The organism is Affinirhizobium capsici, from assembly GCF_977018625.1.
Genome location: NZ_CDRNXD010000004.1, coordinates 2,294,984 through 2,311,839 on the forward strand (window position 1 = coordinate 2,294,984; position 16,856 = coordinate 2,311,839).

Consider the following 16,856-nt stretch of genomic DNA (forward strand, 5'->3'; position numbering starts at 1 on the left):
TCAGGCTGTCGAGCGCTGTGCCTTATCCGGCTGGCACGCCGACGCCAGCTCAACGCGGTTTCGGCCATTGCGCTTTGCCAGATAAAGCGCTGTATCGGCTCTGCGCAGTACCCCATCGAAATCGGCGCAGCTATCATGACCGTAAGCCACACCGGCACTGACGGTGACCCGAAGGACCTCTCCGTCCACGAGGATCTCGCGATCCGCAAAATTGCGACGAATGCGTTCCGAGAGCCATTCCGCATAACCGGGTGCTGCGGTGCGCAGCACGGCTGCAAATTCTTCCCCGCCAAGTCTCGCCGCCAAGGTGAGCCCGACGCTTTGGCGAAGTTCTTCTGCCAAAACGCGGATGACTTCATCGCCCGCAGCGTGTCCGTAATGATCGTTGACCTGCTTGAACCGGTCGATATCGAAAATGATGACAGCAGTTTCTTCATTGAAAGGCAGCGTTTGATAGGCCTCGAACAGCGCCCGGCGATTGGGTAGTCCAGTCAGCGCATCGGTCAGCGATTCACGACGGTGATGCTCCGTCAACCGTGCCTGATGCACCATGAGAGACATGGCACCTATGCCGGTCATGCCGGCAATGCTGATAGCGATGTTCAGATTTTCAGCCCAGTTATCCGGTGCCCTGCCCAGTATCCAGTGCTGCTGGAAGCCAATCATGGCGGCACAGAGAAGAAATGACATGCCCGTCATCGCATACAAAGCTGCCATGCCGATCAAAGGCCCGCGGGCTTCATCCCGTGCACGCCAATATTCCAGTGCTGTAGCAAACAACATGGTTGCTGCCGTAAGATTGAGGCTCAAAAATCCGAGGCCATCAAGACCAATTGCAATGGGCAAAGCCGTCAATGCAGCCGCCCAAAGCGAGGCCTGCAAACCAGTCCCGATGGGCGAGGCTCCCGTTCTGAATTGCCGGGCCGCCGCATAGATCGTGGCAAAGCCCATTAACATCAGAGAGCAGCACATGACAGCCACCCAAGGGGACGGTATCTCCGTATAGTAGCTGTAAGTGAAGATACCAGGCACCAAAAAGGCGAGGCCAACGACGCAAGTGAGCAAAAAGCCATCCTGCCGCCGCGCCATCCATGTGCCAAGTATGGTGAGTAACAGGCAGAGCGCGGAAACGCCCAGCGAAATCAGCAGAGTTCTGTAATCCAGTATCATGCCAACCCCGAAACCACGCCCTCATCCACGCTGCGGCAGAAGCTAACCAGCAATTCTGTCGAATACATTACTAATTTCGTAATAATGCAATCTATGCTTCGTTTTCGCGCACCGCCCAGTGCAGAGGAAACTGAGGATCAAACACAGTGACCGGACCGGCACCGGTTTCGACCTTGGTTGGATAGGTTACAGAATTCTCTCGCTTTTCCAACACCATGACCTCATCATTCACCGGCAGGCCATACCAGGCAGGGCCATGCAGGGAGGCAAACGCTTCCAGACGATCCAGTGCATTTTCCTCCTCGAACACATGGGCAAGGCAGCTCATGGTGTTAATGGATGTATAAATTCCCGCGCAACCGCAGGCGCATTCCTTCATGCCATCGACATGGGGGGCTGAATCTGTTCCGAGGAAGAAGCGAGCGTCGCCGGAGGTCGCCGCCTTGCGCAGTGCCTGACGATCCGTCTCGCGCTTGGCGATGGGCAGGCAATAATAATGCGGGCGAATGCCGCCCACCAGAATGGCGTTACGATTGATGATCAGATGGTGGGTCGTGATTGACCCGGCGAGATTCTTGTCGCTCGCCAGAATGTAATCGACACCGACCTTGCTGGTCACGTGCTCCATCGTGATCTTCAACTCGGGAATACGGCGGCGGATCAGATCGAGCTTTTCCTCGATGAACACGGCTTCGCGATCAAAGATATCGACTTCCGGGGTGGTGACTTCACCGTGGACGCAGAGATTGAGCCCCACCTTCGCCATGCGCTCCAGCACGGGCATGGCCTTATCCAGATCGCGCACCCCCCCATGGGAATTGGTGGTGGCACCGGCAGGGTAAAGTTTAACGGCCTTGATAAGCCCGCTCTTTTTACCCTCTTCAACATCGTTGGGGTCTGTGTGTTCTGTCAGATAGAGCGTCATCAGCGGCTCGAAGCGGTGACCCGCCGGGATCGCGTCCACGATTCGTTGCTGATAGGCCTTGGCATCTGCCGTGGTGACAACAGGCGGAACGAGATTGGGCATGATGATGGCGCGGGCGAAATGGCGCGACGTATCGCCAATCACACCGTTGAGCATGGCACCATCGCGCAAATGAAGGTGCCAATCATCCGGGCGCTTTATGCTGATCGTCTTCATTGGATTTTCCGTCCGCTCTCAAGTCTCGCAACAGTTTGGCATTAGCACCGTGAGGGTGAATGCGACAACCCGTTTTGGCAGATTGTGCGCCACGCCGAAAACTGCTCGCGCCAGATCAACCGCGATCAGCAAGCTGTGATCATCAACAAGTAAAGGAACCGTTTACGCACGAACGGCGTTGGAGAGCCAACAAGATTAGAAACAAAACCAACCGCCGGAGAGAAGAATGAATACGCGTTCTTCGAAAATTAAAACATTTGCAAGTGTGTGTGCAGGAACTGTGTTTGCCGTCGGAGCCATGACGGCGAGCCTGAGCGCCCAGCCTTCTTCGAACCGTGTAGCCACTGCAGCGATGCAAGAGCAGTGCGACCGGATGGCGGGCAGCCCCTATGATTTGAACCGCAATCAGGCTTTTGCGCCCGTCAGTATCGAGCAAATCGATGGTTCGGCCGTTGCCGCATGCTCGATTGCCTACAAGGAAACGCAGAACCCACGTTTTGCTTTCCAGCTTGGCCGCGCCCTGAACAAGACTGAGCAGGCTGATGAAGCGATGAGTGCATATGAAACCGCGGTGAATGCGAATTACTCTGCGGCGAAGGTTAATCTTGGAATGTTACTGGGCCGTCTCGGCGATCAGGAATCAGAATTTCAGATGTACAAGCAGGCAGCCGACGCAGGCAACGTTCTTGCAGCCTATAATCTCGGCGTTGCCTATCGCGATGGTCTTGGCACCAAGCCTGATCCAGGCCAATCCATCCACTGGTTCGAATTCGCCGCAGCTCATGGCGATGACACGGCTGCTTTCAACCTTGGCGCTATTTACGACGAGGGCAAGCTCGTTCCCGAAGACAACCAGATGGCCATTGCCTGGTACGATGTTGCGGCAAAGCGCGGCAGCACGGATGCAATGATCAACCTTGGCCTGATGTATGAAGCGGGCGAAGGCATCAAGGCCAACCCGGAACGCGCTGCCCAGCTTTATGCCGATGCCGCCTCCCACGGCGACAAGTTCGGCGCGCAAAAGCTGATGGAAATGCAGCAGGCTGGCCTTCTGCCGAAAAATGCACCGGAACAATCGCCTGAGGTTGCGGCCAATAACAATGGCCTGGATATGCTGGTGCTTCAGGATGGCGATGTCGCCATCCCTTCTTCCCTCGTCGAGATCTAAGATTCGATAGCGACAGTCAGCCGGGAATATCCCCGGCTGATGGACCCCATACATCTGTCATGGCAAAGCCGTTCGCCAATGGGTCGAACGGATCGAGCGCGACAGTCTGCTGACCGAATGTGAAGCCGCGACCGCTCACGGTGGGGATAACGGCATCACGGTTGCCCACCTTGGCAAGCTCCTTCAGCCCTACCCGAAACTCCGAACCGATGATCGAGCGCGATGTCAGCACATCGCCGATCTTCACCTTGCCCCGTGCGTAAAGCGTGGCGAGATTGGCAGAATTGCCCGTTCCGCAAGGCGAACGATCCGCACGCCCCGGCCACATGGTGGTGCAGGTGCGGATCACGCCATCCGGGTCCGTATCGCGAAACATCACATAGGCAACGCCCGAGACTGCCGGAATTTCTGGATGCACCACGGGAAAGGCTTCATTAACTTGCGCCTTCAACTCCATACCGGCGGCCACGAGAGCGGCGGCGTTCTTCTTCTCAATCGTCAGGCCCAATTGGCGTACATCCACCAGCGCATAAAATACGCCGCCATAGGCCAGATCCATTGTGATGCGGCCCCACCGCGTCTCGAGCGCGACATCGAGTTCATGCACGAAGGAAGGCACCATCGTCAGCTCGACACGCTCGCAGCGTCCGTCACGGCAGGTGGCTTTTGCCTTGACCAGACCGGCTGCCGTTTCCAGCGTCACGATGGTTTCCGGCTCCTGCATCTCCACGATGCCTGCTTCCAAAAGGGCGGTTGTCACGCAAATGGAGTTGGAACCGGAGCTGGCATGGGCCTGATCTGGCTGCAGAATGATAAAGGCGGCATCGGCGCTCGGATCACTTGGTGGCACCAGAAGGTTGACCGAGCCGATGGGGTTGCCGCGTGGCTCAAGGCAGAGAAAACGACGTAGCTCCTGGCCCTTTGGATCAGAATTCAGCCATGCCAGTTTATCGGCTGTGGTGGCACCTGGGATTTTTGGCACGCCGCCAATGGCAACCTTGCCAATTTCTCCCTCGGCATGCACATCCAGCAACTGCATCGTCCGCTTCCAACGCATGGCCCCGTTTTCCTTTCATCCGGCATGTATGAGGGTTGGACCATATTGCTATCGCCTGCGCCTGCAAATGCTCTTCCTGCATCTCCCAAAACAAATTCTTCGACAGAAAAGACGTTGCATTCTTAAGGTGTGTGCCGCATCTAGGATGTATGCAGGACAATGCAGAACAATTGCTGGCTGTTTTTGAAGAGGCGGCCCTTCAGGCTGGCCAGATCATTTTGGCCATCTACCGACGCGGCTGTGGCGTGGCGCACAAGGCCGACGCCTCGCCGGTGACGGAAGCGGATATTGCCGCCGAAGCCGCCATCATTACGCTTTTGAACAGCAAGCTTCCCGATATTCCGATCATCGCCGAGGAGCAGATGTCTCAGGGTATCCGCTCAGATATCTCCGGCGGTTGCTTTATTCTCATCGATCCGCTGGATGGAACTCGGGAATTCGTCAGCCGCAATGGCGAGTTTACGGTGAATATCGCGTTGATCGAAAAGGGTGTCCCCGTTGCTGGCGTGGTTCATGCGCCTGTTCTGGGCACCGCTTATCTGGGTGGACCGCAAGGTGCCTGGAAACTGACCGTTGACGCGGATGGCCATGTGACCAAGCGCGATAAGATTCACGCACGAGCCGTTGCGAAACCGCCGGTCGCCATGATTAGCCGTTCGCATCTGGATGAGAAGTGTCAGCCCTATCTGAAAGAGCTTGGCGTGACGCAGTATCGTCAGATCGGCTCGTCCTTGAAATTCGCATTGCTGGCCGAAGGCGAGGCTGACCTATACCTCCGCTATAATCGCACCATGGAGTGGGATACGGCGGCAGGCGATGCCGTGCTGCGCGCGGCGGGAGGAAGCGTCCTCACTGCCGATGGAGCTCCCCTCGCCTATGGCAAGATCAACCGACTGGATGAAGCCGATTTCGTCAATCCCGGCTTCTTCGCCTGGGGCCGCCGCAACGCGTAACCCTTAGAACGTGCGCATTTCCGGACGGAAAACCGCTGCATACTTTTCCTGGAATGCTTTAGACAGCAACGGAATGTCTTGCTGCATTGCGTCCGATATACTGGTCGAAGCCCGCTGCAATGGTGCGAACGAAGGGTCTTCCGGCTTGCAGAACTTCGAAACGATCCCCATCGAAGGCAATGAAGCCGTCGGCATCCTGCTGGAGCATACGGGCGGCATCAAGGAGCAGCACATCGGCTGCTGAACCAAACTCGCGCCGAAGGTCTTTCGCCGAAAACGAGTAGCTGCACATCAATTGTTCAATGGCTGCACCCACGGCCCGGTCTGTTGCAGAAAGATCAAAGCCTTTCGCGACAGGAAGGCGACCTTCCTGGACAGCGCGCATGTATTCGCCCGTCGCCACGATATTTTGCGCATAGCCCGCCTGCACCTTTCCGATGGCGGAGGCACCAAGGCCGATCATGCTGGGAGCGCGATCCGTCGTATAGCCCTGGAAATTGCGCTTTACCTCGCCTGCGGCAAGCGCTTCTGCCAGGCTGTCGCCCGGTCTGGCGAAGTGATCGATACCCACGGCGAGATAGCCTGCGGCCTTAACCCTATCTGCGATCAACTGCTGCATGGCAAAGCGTTCTTCCACGCCTGCCAGTGTTGTCTCATCAATCAAGGTCTGGTGCTTCTTCATCCATGGCACATGGGCATAGCCGAAAATGGCGAAGCGATCCGGCTGCATGGAAAGGGCAAGCCGAAGGGTTTCATCCAGGCTCTCCAAGGTCTGGTGCGGCAATCCGTAGACCACATCGAGATTGATGCCCCCCACCTCCAACTCACGCAACATGGTAACAACCTTCGCCGTCTGTTCGAAGGTTTGCGGACGATTGATGGCTGCCTGCACCTGTGGATGAAAATCCTGCACGCCGACACTGGCGCGATTTACGCCGAAGGCACGCCAGGCGGCCAGTTTTTCCGCATCGACGAAGCCCGGATCGATTTCGACACTGATTTCACAATCCGGCGCAATATCGAAGGCAGCTTCGAGTGCTTGCCGAATGCGACCAAGATCTGCAATCGACAGAATGGTGGGGGAGCCGCCGCCCATGTGGATCGAGCCAAGCACACGGCGCTTGGGCAGATGCGCAGCGACCAGCGCGATTTCCGCCAGCAAAGCCTCCACATAACCGGCCACCGGCTCATAGCGTTTGGTTTGTTTGGTGTGACAGCCGCAGTACCAGCAGAGGCGATCACAGAAAGGGATGTGGAGGTAAAGCGAAACCGCATCATCCCCATCTTCTGCCGCGAGCCATTGCGCATAGGCTTCTGCGCCAATGCGGTCATGGAAATGCGGAGCCGTTGGATAACTCGTGTAACGTGGTACGGCGACGGCATAACGGCGAAGAAGATCTGGCTGCATGGTGTTTCCTTTCGCCGCCAGAATAGAAGGGAAAACCAGGCGATCCTTGATCAAGATCAAGCAGAATGGGCAGCCTGGAAGAAAGCCGTTATACATGCCTCGCCATGGATATAACCCGCTCCGACATTCACAACTCTGACGTCCCGGAACTCTGCAAGTCCTGCGAGGTCCGCCACAAAGGCATGTGCGGGGCGCTGAACGCGACTGAACTCAGCTATCTTTCAAAACATACCCGCCAGCTGAGCCAGCCTGCGGGCGAAGAACTGGTGGGTGAAAGTACAGAAGTGCAGGCCTATGACAACATCATGCGCGGCGTCGTGAAGCTTTCCAAAACTTTGGAAGACGGTCGCCAGCAAATCGTCGGTCTGCAGTTTGCGCCCGATCTGGTGGGCAGGCTCTATGCCAGCGAAAGCCCTCTAACGGCGGAAACAGCGTCCAGCGTCGAAGTGTGCCGCGTTCCCCGCGCCATCATGGAGCGCTTGATCGAAGGCAACCCCACCCTGCGCAAACGGCTGATGGACCAGTCCCTGCGGGAACTGGACGAGGCGCGTGACTGGATGGTGACGCTTGGGCGAAAATCGGCTGCAGAGAAAGTGGCAAGTCTGTTGCTGCTGGTTGCCATGCATATGGACCCGGATGCTCAAGGCGACAGACGCATATTCGACCTGCCTGTATCGCGGCTTGATATTGCTGATTACCTGGGCCTTACCATTGAGACGGTTTCTCGCAATTTCACGCGGTTGAGGACGGACGGCATAATCCAGATCACCGCAAACCGTCATATCGAGATCGTCAGCCTCGCAAGGCTTCGTGCAAGGGCAGGCTGAACCGCCCTGTTCCTGGTCGAACTTGGTGATCAAGCGATGGACTTGAGCAGGATTTTCTAATTCGCTGAACTTCTTGGCATGTTCTGATTTTGCGCCATGGTCTATTCCCCTGCAATATCCGTATCTGCCTTCGCCAAGCCTTGAGCTTGCGCCGCCTGCATCCATGGAGAATGACTTGATGACTGCACCCGCTTTGAAAGAACGCGTTGAAGACGAAGACCGCAGCCTGGTTTTCCGCAATGCCATGGCGCGCCTTGCAGCAGCGGTCACCATTGTCACCACGGATGGCGCGGGCGGCCGCGCTGGTTTTGCGGCAACTGCCGTCTGTTCCGTATCCGATAATCCCCCCACTTTGCTGGTTTGCCTGAACAAGGCTTCGTCAGCATCCAGCGCCGTTTCGGCTAACGCCAGGATTTGCGTAAATGTTCTCTCACAGGAGCATGAGCCTTTAAGCCGTCTGTTCGGGGGCAAGACGCCGGTGGATGAGCGCTTTGCCGCCGCGCAGTGGGACATAACCGGAAACGGCAGCCTGAAACTGCCTGACGCACTGGCAAGCTTCGATTGCCGTATCCGCTCTGTTGTGGACGGCGGAACGCACAACGTTCTGTTCTGTGAGGTCGATGACATAGACATCCGCGACGACGGCAGCGCCTTGATTTACTTCGACCGCGGGTATCGCTCAGTCGGTTAACGACGATGAACCGAAGTTAAACGGGCCTTTCAGCACCCGTTCCAAGAAGCTACCATAAAAAGGAAGCGTTCAACGGCGGCATTGTCCGCAAACGGAGACGCTTCCATGATTGCCAAATCTATTCTTGCTCTCGTCACCATTGCCAGCCTTGCAGGTGCTGTGCCCGCTTTGGCCAATGATGTCCGCATCGAGCAATATGGCTGGTCCAACTCGGCGGGCGGCGCGCAAAACGGTTATTGGAACCGGATGCGTGTTTATCAAAACGGCCATGCCAACACTTCGGCATCCCATCAGCGCGGCTCAGACAACCTCTCCGTGACAGGCCAGGAAGGCTATCGCAACAGAGCGACCAGCTACCAGACGGGCAACCGCAATGCGGCAGGCGTGGCCCAATTCGGTTCAGACCACAACACCATCCTCACGCAGGATGGCAATGGCAACATTGCTGCAGGCGTGCAGGTCGGTCGCGGTTGCGGCGCCAATGTTGCCCAGGCTGGCAGCGGCAATGTGGCAGCCTTCGTTCAATCCTGTGACTGATCAACGGTTTTAGCACTCTCTCTCGACCCGGAGTATGGCAATGTTCATCAATAGAAATGCAAAAAGCACGGTGGCCCTGACATTGCTTATCGCGGCAGTGGGCGGCACCGCAGGTCTCGCCCTTGCAGGTTCAGCCAAAGGACCGCTTCGCTGCGAGCTCAAGGTCACCAATGGTAGTGGCATGACGACGCTTCAGGCCTTCGCCATGTCTGATAAAGCCGTTGACGGCACCTACCGCCTGAAGGTGGATGGCTCCGGCAATGGTGGCTCCAACACAATCCAGCAAGGCGGGCCTTTCAGCGCGACCGCGACCAAGCCGGTCTCGCTTGGCACTGTTTCTCTCGGCTCCGGCTCTGCCTATGACGCCCGCCTCGAAATCACCGCCGAGGGCAGAAGCGTCAAATGCCTGGAAACGGTGGAACCTCGCATCTGAGGCCTATCTATATATGATTCAAAACCGGCCCCCATGGTGGGCCGGTTTTTGCGTTCATTGCATTCTAACCCTAGTAGCCAAGCGCGAATTCCTGGTGGCTGAACGGCAGCTAAATGTCTGATTCCAGATCGGTTCATCCGCATGATGGCATCTTACACCCACACTGAAAGCCAGGGGAGATTGCCATGAACACGATTTTGAAGACCGCCATGATTTGCACCGCACTTGCAGGAACAGCCCTGCCCGCAGTTTCAACACCTGCCATGGCAGGAGGCTCTGTTTCTTTCAATCTTGCTCCTCCAGCCGAAGGTGGCGAGCTGCTCTCGACAGGCATGCGGATCTATTCCATGTATCGCGGCTTGAAGAATGGCGAGATCCGGCAGAATGGTGAAGGCAATGCCGCTGGCCTCTATCAGGGCGGCAGGGGCAATATCGGTTTCATCCGCCAGCGCGGGCAGGATCACAGCGCGACCCTGCGTCAGGAAGGCGACGATAATGCTTACGGCATATTCCAATATGGCCGCGGCACGCGCACCGATGTGGAGCAGCGCGGCTATGGACAAAGCGGCCTGACATTCAGCTATGGCTGGTAAAGCGGGAAAATGAGACCAGACAAGAGCGCCTTCGAAGAAACGAGAGGCGCTCTTTTTGCTTGATGGAATGAGGCATCATCAAAGCATGCTTTGCTGAAGACCAAGCACAGGAAAGCGCATCTTCCGACACAAAACAATTTCTTTTTGAAAGAAGAGAGGTGGCGCACCCGAAGAGATTCGAACTCCTGACCCCCAGATTCGTAGTCTGGTGCTCTATCCAGCTGAGCTACGGGTGCTTGCCTCACCGACTGTCCGTCGGCGTTGGCGATCCTCTAAAGCCTTGCGCCGATGATTGCAAGCGCTTTTGGAGTTATGCCTGTCATTTTCTTGATACAAGTTAGCAAGCTATTGTTTTTGTTATATATTTTTCATGCTCTTGCGCGATAGTCCTCCAAGGAGACCGGACGGTCGGGAATTTCGATTCGAAATTGCGTGCCTCTGACTGGCTTCTCGACCAGCGCAATTGTGCCGCCATGGGCAAGTACCAGCTCCCTGGCAATCGCAAGCCCGAGCCCGGTTCCGCCAGAGCGCGCAGATCCTCTGAACGCGGCAAAGAGGTTCTCCCTCGCCTTCTGCGGCATACCAGGGCCATTATCATCCACGATGATGCTAACGACCGTTCCCACGCGTTGTGCGCTCAGAAGGATGCGGTGCGCCTGCCCCTCTTCCGGTTCCGCCTGAGCGAGCGCCTGTGCGGCATTACGGCAGAGGTTATGGATAACGCGGAAGAGCTGCTCCCCGTCGGCATCCACCTCCAGGTCAGGTGCGATCTGTTCGACGAATTCGATGCTGCCGTCCGGATCGAGTGCCAGGATATCCTGCACATCCTGACAAAGTTCCGCAAGCTTCAGGCGACGTCGCCGTGGGGCAGCCTCGGACGCCTGCCCGTAGGACAAAACTTCACTGGTGTAGCCCACGGCACGATCAATGGTGCGAAGCAGCTTTGGGGCAAAGCTTCGAACCATGGGATCATCCACATCCACAAGCCTATCCGACATCAACTGTGCGGAGGCGAGGATATTGCGCATATCATGATTGATCTTGGAGACGGCGAGCCCCAGATCAGCGAGATTTTTCTGCTGTTTAAGCGTTCTCTGGAGCTCCGTCTGCATGGCCGCCAGATGATGCCCGGCCACTTCCAGTTCGCCCTTGGCGCGGCCCGGCTTGAACACGCGCTGCGGATCTTCCGGCCTTTCCGAGAAGTGCTGCATGCTGTGCGTCAGCCGTCGGATCGGGCTGATCATCATCTTGTTGATTGAAAGATAAATCAGGATAGCGGTAAAAACGGAAATCAGCAGCGATACCGCAAACATAAGCCTGGAAAAGCCAATCATGGCTTTGCGCAAGGCATCATCCGTCATCACCAGTTCGATAATCATATCAGTTTCGCCGATGGGACCGAAGACGCGCATCACGCGCCCACCACCGAGAAACAGCGTTTCGAGCGCATTGCGCATGGAATCGACCATGCCCTCATGCGCCAAATCGAAAGTTTCATCCACCTGGGGCGGCACATCAATGGCTGCAAGCAGGCGCGAGGTTCCATCCTTGCGCAGCGCCAGCACTTTGGTGCCAGTAGCAAGCAAGGTGTCGTTCTGCACTTCCCGTGGCAGTTCCGCCGGTTGCAGGCCATCGATGACAATACCGGCGGCAGCGGCTGTATCCAGCCGATCCCAGAGCCACGTCATTCTCATGACGGAGATGGAGGGGATAAAGATCAAAATTTCCGCAAGCATGATGAAGGCAACCGTCAACCACAGCAGACGGCCAGACAAGCCGCTCAAGCGGCGAGGCATCGGCTCAATGATCTGTTCCGCCTCTTGTGCGGGTGTTTTCCCCACGAGGGCGGATGCGTCCGCCTCACCGGCCATTCGGGTCTCCGATCCACCTGCGCCTAAGTCATGCGCAGGAATTCATGCCTTGACCGCACATACCTGTCTTCTGCCGCGCAGATGGGCAGAGAAGATTGGCGATGTGTTCACTTCGCGCATGAAACGTCATGCCGCGAACATTCGGCTGAAATAGTAAAGGCGTCAGCCGGGTTTTTCTACCCCTCTGACGCCTTTACCGGATTACCTTTCAGTAATCTGGCCGAGTTTTAAAACTCTTCCCAGTTTTCACCGCTCGGAGCCACGGCAACTGCAGCCGATGCACTACCCGTTAATGCACGGGCCAGATTGCCAACCATCTTGCGGGCTGGAGAAGACTTCGGTGCCGCACCTGCCCTTGCCAATTGCGGGGTTGAAGGCGACGTGGCTTTCGGCGTTGCTCTGACAGGAGCGGACGCTGGAGTAGAAATGCGCTGCGTCGTCTGGCGGTCGCCGATCTGGAACTGGGACAAGAGCGAGAACAATGTCGCCGTTTCCTGCGAAAGCTTATGTGTTGCCGCAGAAGTTTCTTCCACCATAGCCGCGTTTCTTTGCGTGACCTGGTCCATCTGGTTCACAGCCGTGTTCACCTCCTGCAGACCTGTCGACTGTTCGCGGGCGGCGGTTGCTATGGAATGGATATGGTCATTGATGCTGAGGACGCGGGTTTCGATCTCGCTCAGGGACGTACCTGTCTTTTGAACGAGATTGACGCCGCCAGCCACTTCCTCACCGGATTTGGTGATGAGAGCCTTGATGTCCTTTGCGGCATTTGCCGATCGCTGTGCCAGTTCGCGAACTTCCTGCGCGACCACCGCAAAGCCCTTACCAGCTTCGCCAGCACGTGCAGCCTCAACGCCTGCATTGAGCGCCAGGAGGTTCGTCTGGAAGGCAATCTCGTCGATCACATTGATGATTTGAGAAATCTCATGTGACGCCTGCTCGATCCGCCCCATGGCCGCAATAGCATCACGAACGACAGTGGCCGATTGCGCAGCACTCTGCTTGGCCTCGGTCACCATCTCGCTGGCTTCCTGGGCGCGGATCGTGGAGGTCTGCACAACAGCTGTAATCTCTTCCAGTGCTGCCGATGTTTCTTCCAGGGCAGCGGCCTGCTGCTCGGTGCGGCGAGACAGGTCATCCGCTGCAACGCGAAGCTCTTCCGAATTGGTAGCAATGGAGCTGGTGGAGGTATGAACTTCCGACATGGTCTTGCGCAGACCATTGATGGCGTCATTCACGTTATGCTGCAGTTCGGCAAATGCACCGTGAAAATCACCGGACATTGTCTCGGTGAGATCACCGACCGCAAGACGCTTCAACACAGCGCTCGTGCGGTTGAGACCACTATCCACGGCTTCCAGAAGCTGATCCACGTTGCGGGCAAACCGATCAAGCGCCGGATCACCGAAATCCTTGTTGATGCGGGAGGAAAAATCACCGTTCGCCGCAGCAGCCATGACGCTTGCCATGCGGTTTTGCAGCGCATCGCTCTTGGCGCGATTGGCGCTTTCCTCGGCATTCATGCGGTTGACTTCGAGACCGTTGCTCTTGAACACTTCAACAGCCGCAGCCATGTCACCGATTTCGTCGGCGCGTCCGAGCGAAGGAATATCGGCTGTGTAATCGCCGGATGCCAGGCGCTTCATGGATTCGGTCAGGTCAGTGATGGGGTGGCTCAGCGAACGGCTGCCGATATAAATGCCAATGCCCGCGCCCAGCACGACGCCGAGCAGCGTAACACCGCCGACGAGCAGGACCAGCGTGCTACCCAGATCCGCAATGTCTTTCTTGATCTGGCTCAGTTCAGCCAGGTCCGAATTGACGATCGCATCGATCTCGCCCTGGAAGGCCTTACGGTTATTGCGGTTTGCTTCGTTGTTGCCCTGCTTGGCAGCGGCCGCCGGCCCCTCTTCCTTTGCAAGACGAACAGTATCGCTCCGGAATGCACGGAACTCCTTGGCGCGCGCTACCATAGCATCGAAAGCGGATTTCTGCGACGCAGGAACGAGGGGCTGCCAAGCGGTTAGAACGCCATCGATCTGGTCCAGGCTTTTCATAAGGCCCTGACCGAATTTTTCCGCATCAGCCGAGTCCTTGGCAGCGTAAATGCCACGCGCCTCCATGACAACGGCTGTCACAGCGCGATTGAGACTCTCACCCCGATAGGCGCGCTCCGCAGCTGCGTTGACCTTTTCCATCTTGTCGTTAAATGCAGAGATGGCAAAGAGCGATAGCCCTCCGGTAATCAGAGCAACAAGGCTCAAGATACCCACCAGAAAGTTGATTTTGCCTCGAATTTTCATCATGCCCTTCTTTCAGTTCCGCATAACCGGTTCACTGAGCCCCCGCTCCCGGCCACTTACTAGAAGTTTGGCATTCAGTAATTAAGGAACACTGAAGAAAAATTATTGCGAGTAGTAGTATTCATTCTCGCCGCCTGCGTGTTGAACCGGTAACCAGAGTGCCCGCCTGACCTGGGTGCGTGGTCCGAGCAATTGACTTTACGAAGCCTATGCCCTTATAAGCCCCGCGTTGTACGGCTTTTACAGCGCGCGCAAGCGCGTTTCCATGCCGTACCGTTTTCAGCAACGCTCTTGCCCCGCGAGGGGCAAATTCAAGAAGGGCCGCACACCGCGGTGTTAAAAAAATGAAGCGTACCTACCAACCGTCCAAGCTTGTTCGCAAGCGTCGTCACGGCTTCCGCGCCCGCATGGCTACCGCTGGCGGCCGCAAGGTTCTTGCTGCTCGTCGCGCACGTGGCCGCAACCGCCTGTCGGCTTAATTGCCGGCTTGCCCGGGAGAATGACGGGCGATGATGTCGAAAGACACAAAAAAGCGAACTGTCGGGCGGTTGAAAAACCGGCCGCAGTTTCTTGCTGTTAGAAACGGTGAAAAACGCCGTGGTCCGTTCTTTCTGGTGGAAGTACTGGATCGTAAGGAGGCCGAAACCGAGCCGCGTGTCGGCTTCACGGTCACCAAAAAACAAGGCAATGCCGTCGAGCGCAACCGGATGAAACGGCGCTTGCGTGAAGCGGTGCGGCAAGAGGCAGGGTCAGCGATGAAAAACGGTCACGATTACGTCATCGTTGCACGTCGCGACGTTCTCACCGCGTCCTTTGCCGAAATGACATCGGCGCTTTCCGCACGGTTGGAAAGCAAGCCGAAACACAAGCGGTCCGAGGGGACCCGTTCCAGGAAAGCATGATGGAAAAGAACCGTAATTACTTCATCGCGATCGCGCTTTCAGTGGTGATCGTTCTTGCCTGGCAGTTCCTCTACATGAACCCGAGGATCGAAGCTCAACGCCGTGCGGAAGAGTCCCTGAAGGCCCAGCAGGGCCAAAGCCAGGTGATTCAGCCGGAAAGCCCCGGCGCGCAAAGCGGTGCGCAGCCGAATGGCACGCTTCCCGGAAATGTTCAGGCGCAGGCACAGGCAACGCGCGAGGAAGCACTGGCCAAGACACCGCGCATAACCATCGATACGCCTGCCCTGTCTGGCTCCATCAACCTCACCGGCGCGCGTTTCGACGACCTGCACCTTCGCGATTATCATGAGACTGTCGATCCGAAGAGCCCGACCATCACGCTCTTTTCGCCCGCCGACACGCGCGATGGTTACTTTACGGAACTGGGCTATATCGGTAGCGCTGAAACGGGCGCAGTTCCCGGGCCCACAACCGTTTGGACAGCACCTGCAGACGCAAAACTGACCGTTCAGACCCCGGTGACGCTGACCTTCACCAACGAAAAGGGTGTGGTCTTCAACCGTACGATCTCCGTCGATGAGCATTACATGCTGACAGTGACGGACAAGATTGAAAATGGCTCCGGCGCACCGATCAACCTTTCCTCCTATGGCCGCGTCACGCGCTACAACAAGCCGGACCATCCGTCCGTCTATGTTATTCATGAGGGCTTTCTGGGCGTGATCGGCGCTGAAGCTGGCCTGAGCGAGAAGAGCTACAGCAGCATCGAGAAGGAAGCGGCAAGCAATCCGAAGGCAACCGGCGGCTGGCTCGGCATTACCGACAAGTACTGGGCAGCAACGCTGATCCCTGCCCAAACCCTGCCTTACGAGTCGCGCTTCACCCACTTTACCGATGGCCAGGCGCGTTATCAGGCCGATTACAAGACCGACAGCTTCACGGTTGCTCCTGCCCAATCGACAGAGGTGAAGAACCTTGTCTTCGCAGGTGCCAAAGAAGTACCGCTCGTGGATGGTTACAAGGAGTCCTTGTCCATTCCGCATTTCGATCTGCTGATCGATTGGGGCTGGTTCTACTTCATCACCAAGCCGATGTTTAAGCTGATGGACTTCTTCTTCCGCTACTTCGGCAATTTCGGGGTCGCGATCCTCTGCACCACCATTGTCGTGAAGGCCTTGTTCTTCCCGCTTGCCAGCAAGCAGTATGCTTCTATGGCGGCCATGAAGCGCGTGCAGCCAAAGATGGAAGAGTTGAAAGCCAAGCATGGCGATGACCGTATGGCCATGCAGCAGGCGATGATGCAGCTTTACAAGGAAGAGAAGATCAACCCGATCGCAGGCTGCTGGCCTGTGGTCTTGCAGATCCCGATCTTCTTCTCGCTGTACAAAGTGATCTACGTCACCATCGAAATGCGCCATGCGCCATTCTTCGGCTGGATTCAGGACCTCTCTGCGCCGGACCCGACATCGCTGTTCAACCTGTTCGGCCTTCTGCCTTACGATGTGCCGCATGCGCTGATGATCGGCGTATGGCCGATCATCATGGGCATCACCATGTTCCTGCAGATGCGCATGAACCCGACGCCGCCAGACCCGACCCAGGCGATGATCTTCACCTGGATGCCGCTGGTATTCACCTTCATGCTGGCATCCTTCCCAGCTGGTCTCGTGATCTACTGGGCATGGAACAATACGCTATCCATTACGCAACAGGCTTTGATCATGAAGCGCCACGGTGCAAAGATCGAATTGTTCGACAACTTGAAAAAGGTCTTCCGGCGAAAGCCGGCCGAGACAAAGTAA

The 16,856-nt window shown here is 56.7% G+C and carries 16 protein-coding genes and 1 tRNA gene; 10 read left to right on the forward strand and 7 right to left on the reverse strand.

Translation table 11 applies throughout. The features are described from left to right. A complete protein-coding gene (locus tag AC0JZ1_RS14350) occupies window positions 1-1,170 on the reverse strand; it encodes a GGDEF domain-containing protein (protein ID WP_471883014.1) in 1,170 nt (389 codons plus the stop codon). Between the two features lie 91 nt (window positions 1,171-1,261). Next, a complete protein-coding gene (pyrC, locus tag AC0JZ1_RS14355) occupies window positions 1,262-2,311 on the reverse strand; it encodes a dihydroorotase (RefSeq protein ID WP_471883015.1) in 1,050 nt (349 codons plus the stop codon). Between the two features lie 226 nt (window positions 2,312-2,537). Here pyrC and AC0JZ1_RS14360 point away from each other — a divergent pair, with 226 nt between their 5' ends. Continuing rightward, on the forward strand, window positions 2,538-3,479 hold the full coding sequence (locus AC0JZ1_RS14360; RefSeq protein WP_471883016.1) for a tetratricopeptide repeat protein: 942 nt from the start codon (window positions 2,538-2,540) through the stop codon (window positions 3,477-3,479). Window positions 3,480-3,495: 16 nt separating this feature from the next. Here the strand turns inward: AC0JZ1_RS14360 and AC0JZ1_RS14365 are convergent, their stop codons facing one another. Continuing rightward, window positions 3,496-4,536, reverse strand: coding sequence for a proline racemase family protein (locus tag AC0JZ1_RS14365; protein ID WP_471883017.1), 1,041 nt, complete (start codon window positions 4,534-4,536; stop codon window positions 3,496-3,498). Between the two features lie 149 nt (window positions 4,537-4,685). On the opposite strand from AC0JZ1_RS14365, the gene cysQ reads away from it, so the two are divergent. Continuing rightward, entirely contained in the window at window positions 4,686-5,489 is an 804-nt protein-coding gene (gene cysQ / locus AC0JZ1_RS14370) for a 3'(2'),5'-bisphosphate nucleotidase CysQ (RefSeq protein ID WP_471883018.1), read from the forward strand. Between the two features lie 58 nt (window positions 5,490-5,547). On the opposite strand, the gene hemN is transcribed toward cysQ, so the two are convergent. Next, window positions 5,548-6,897, reverse strand: a complete 1,350-nt coding sequence (gene hemN, locus AC0JZ1_RS14375; RefSeq protein ID WP_471883019.1) for an oxygen-independent coproporphyrinogen III oxidase — start codon at window positions 6,895-6,897, stop codon at window positions 5,548-5,550. A gap of 65 nt (window positions 6,898-6,962) precedes the next feature. On the opposite strand from hemN, the gene AC0JZ1_RS14380 reads away from it, so the two are divergent. The 5 genes from AC0JZ1_RS14380 (at window position 6,963) to AC0JZ1_RS14400 (ending at window position 9,978) form a co-directional block, all read left to right on the forward strand. Beyond that, on the forward strand, window positions 6,963-7,724 hold the full coding sequence (locus tag AC0JZ1_RS14380) for a Crp/Fnr family transcriptional regulator (protein ID WP_471883020.1): 762 nt from the start codon (window positions 6,963-6,965) through the stop codon (window positions 7,722-7,724). A gap of 178 nt (window positions 7,725-7,902) precedes the next feature. Next, entirely contained in the window at window positions 7,903-8,415 is a 513-nt protein-coding gene (locus tag AC0JZ1_RS14385; protein WP_471883021.1) for a flavin reductase, read from the forward strand. Window positions 8,416-8,520: 105 nt separating this feature from the next. Continuing rightward, a complete protein-coding gene (locus tag AC0JZ1_RS14390; RefSeq protein WP_471883022.1) occupies window positions 8,521-8,952 on the forward strand; it encodes a curlin in 432 nt (143 codons plus the stop codon). 40 nt (window positions 8,953-8,992) lie between these two features. Then, complete coding sequence (csgH, locus tag AC0JZ1_RS14395) at window positions 8,993-9,385, forward strand: curli-like amyloid fiber formation chaperone CsgH (protein ID WP_471883023.1); 393 nt, start codon at window positions 8,993-8,995, stop codon at window positions 9,383-9,385. A gap of 209 nt (window positions 9,386-9,594) precedes the next feature. Next, entirely contained in the window at window positions 9,595-9,978 is a 384-nt protein-coding gene (locus AC0JZ1_RS14400; RefSeq protein WP_471883462.1) for a curlin, read from the forward strand. Window positions 9,979-10,137: 159 nt separating this feature from the next. Here AC0JZ1_RS14400 and AC0JZ1_RS14405 read toward each other — a convergent pair. From AC0JZ1_RS14405 to AC0JZ1_RS14415, 3 genes are all read right to left on the reverse strand, one after another. After that, window positions 10,138-10,214 (reverse strand) — tRNA-Arg (locus AC0JZ1_RS14405). 132 nt (window positions 10,215-10,346) lie between these two features. After that, on the reverse strand, window positions 10,347-11,849 hold the full coding sequence (locus AC0JZ1_RS14410; protein ID WP_471883024.1) for an ATP-binding protein: 1,503 nt from the start codon (window positions 11,847-11,849) through the stop codon (window positions 10,347-10,349). A 227-nt stretch (window positions 11,850-12,076) separates the two neighbouring features. Beyond that, the gene (locus AC0JZ1_RS14415; protein WP_471883463.1) at window positions 12,077-14,152 is read right to left on the reverse strand and encodes a HAMP domain-containing methyl-accepting chemotaxis protein; all 2,076 of its coding nucleotides are present in this window, start codon (window positions 14,150-14,152) and stop codon (window positions 12,077-12,079) included. Between the two features lie 344 nt (window positions 14,153-14,496). On the opposite strand from AC0JZ1_RS14415, the gene rpmH reads away from it, so the two are divergent. From rpmH to yidC, 3 genes are read left to right on the forward strand one after another with little or no spacing between them, the layout of a single operon-like run. Continuing rightward, window positions 14,497-14,631 carry a 50S ribosomal protein L34 gene (gene rpmH / locus AC0JZ1_RS14420; RefSeq protein WP_471883025.1) on the forward strand — a complete coding sequence of 45 codons (135 nt, stop codon included), beginning with the start codon at window positions 14,497-14,499 and terminating at the stop codon, window positions 14,629-14,631. 33 nt (window positions 14,632-14,664) lie between these two features. Continuing rightward, on the forward strand, window positions 14,665-15,054 hold the full coding sequence (gene rnpA / locus AC0JZ1_RS14425; protein WP_471883026.1) for a ribonuclease P protein component: 390 nt from the start codon (window positions 14,665-14,667) through the stop codon (window positions 15,052-15,054). Beyond that, window positions 15,054-16,856 carry a membrane protein insertase YidC gene (gene yidC / locus AC0JZ1_RS14430; RefSeq protein ID WP_471883027.1) on the forward strand — a complete coding sequence of 601 codons (1,803 nt, stop codon included), beginning with the start codon at window positions 15,054-15,056 and terminating at the stop codon, window positions 16,854-16,856. Before rnpA ends, yidC begins: the two co-directional genes overlap by 1 nt.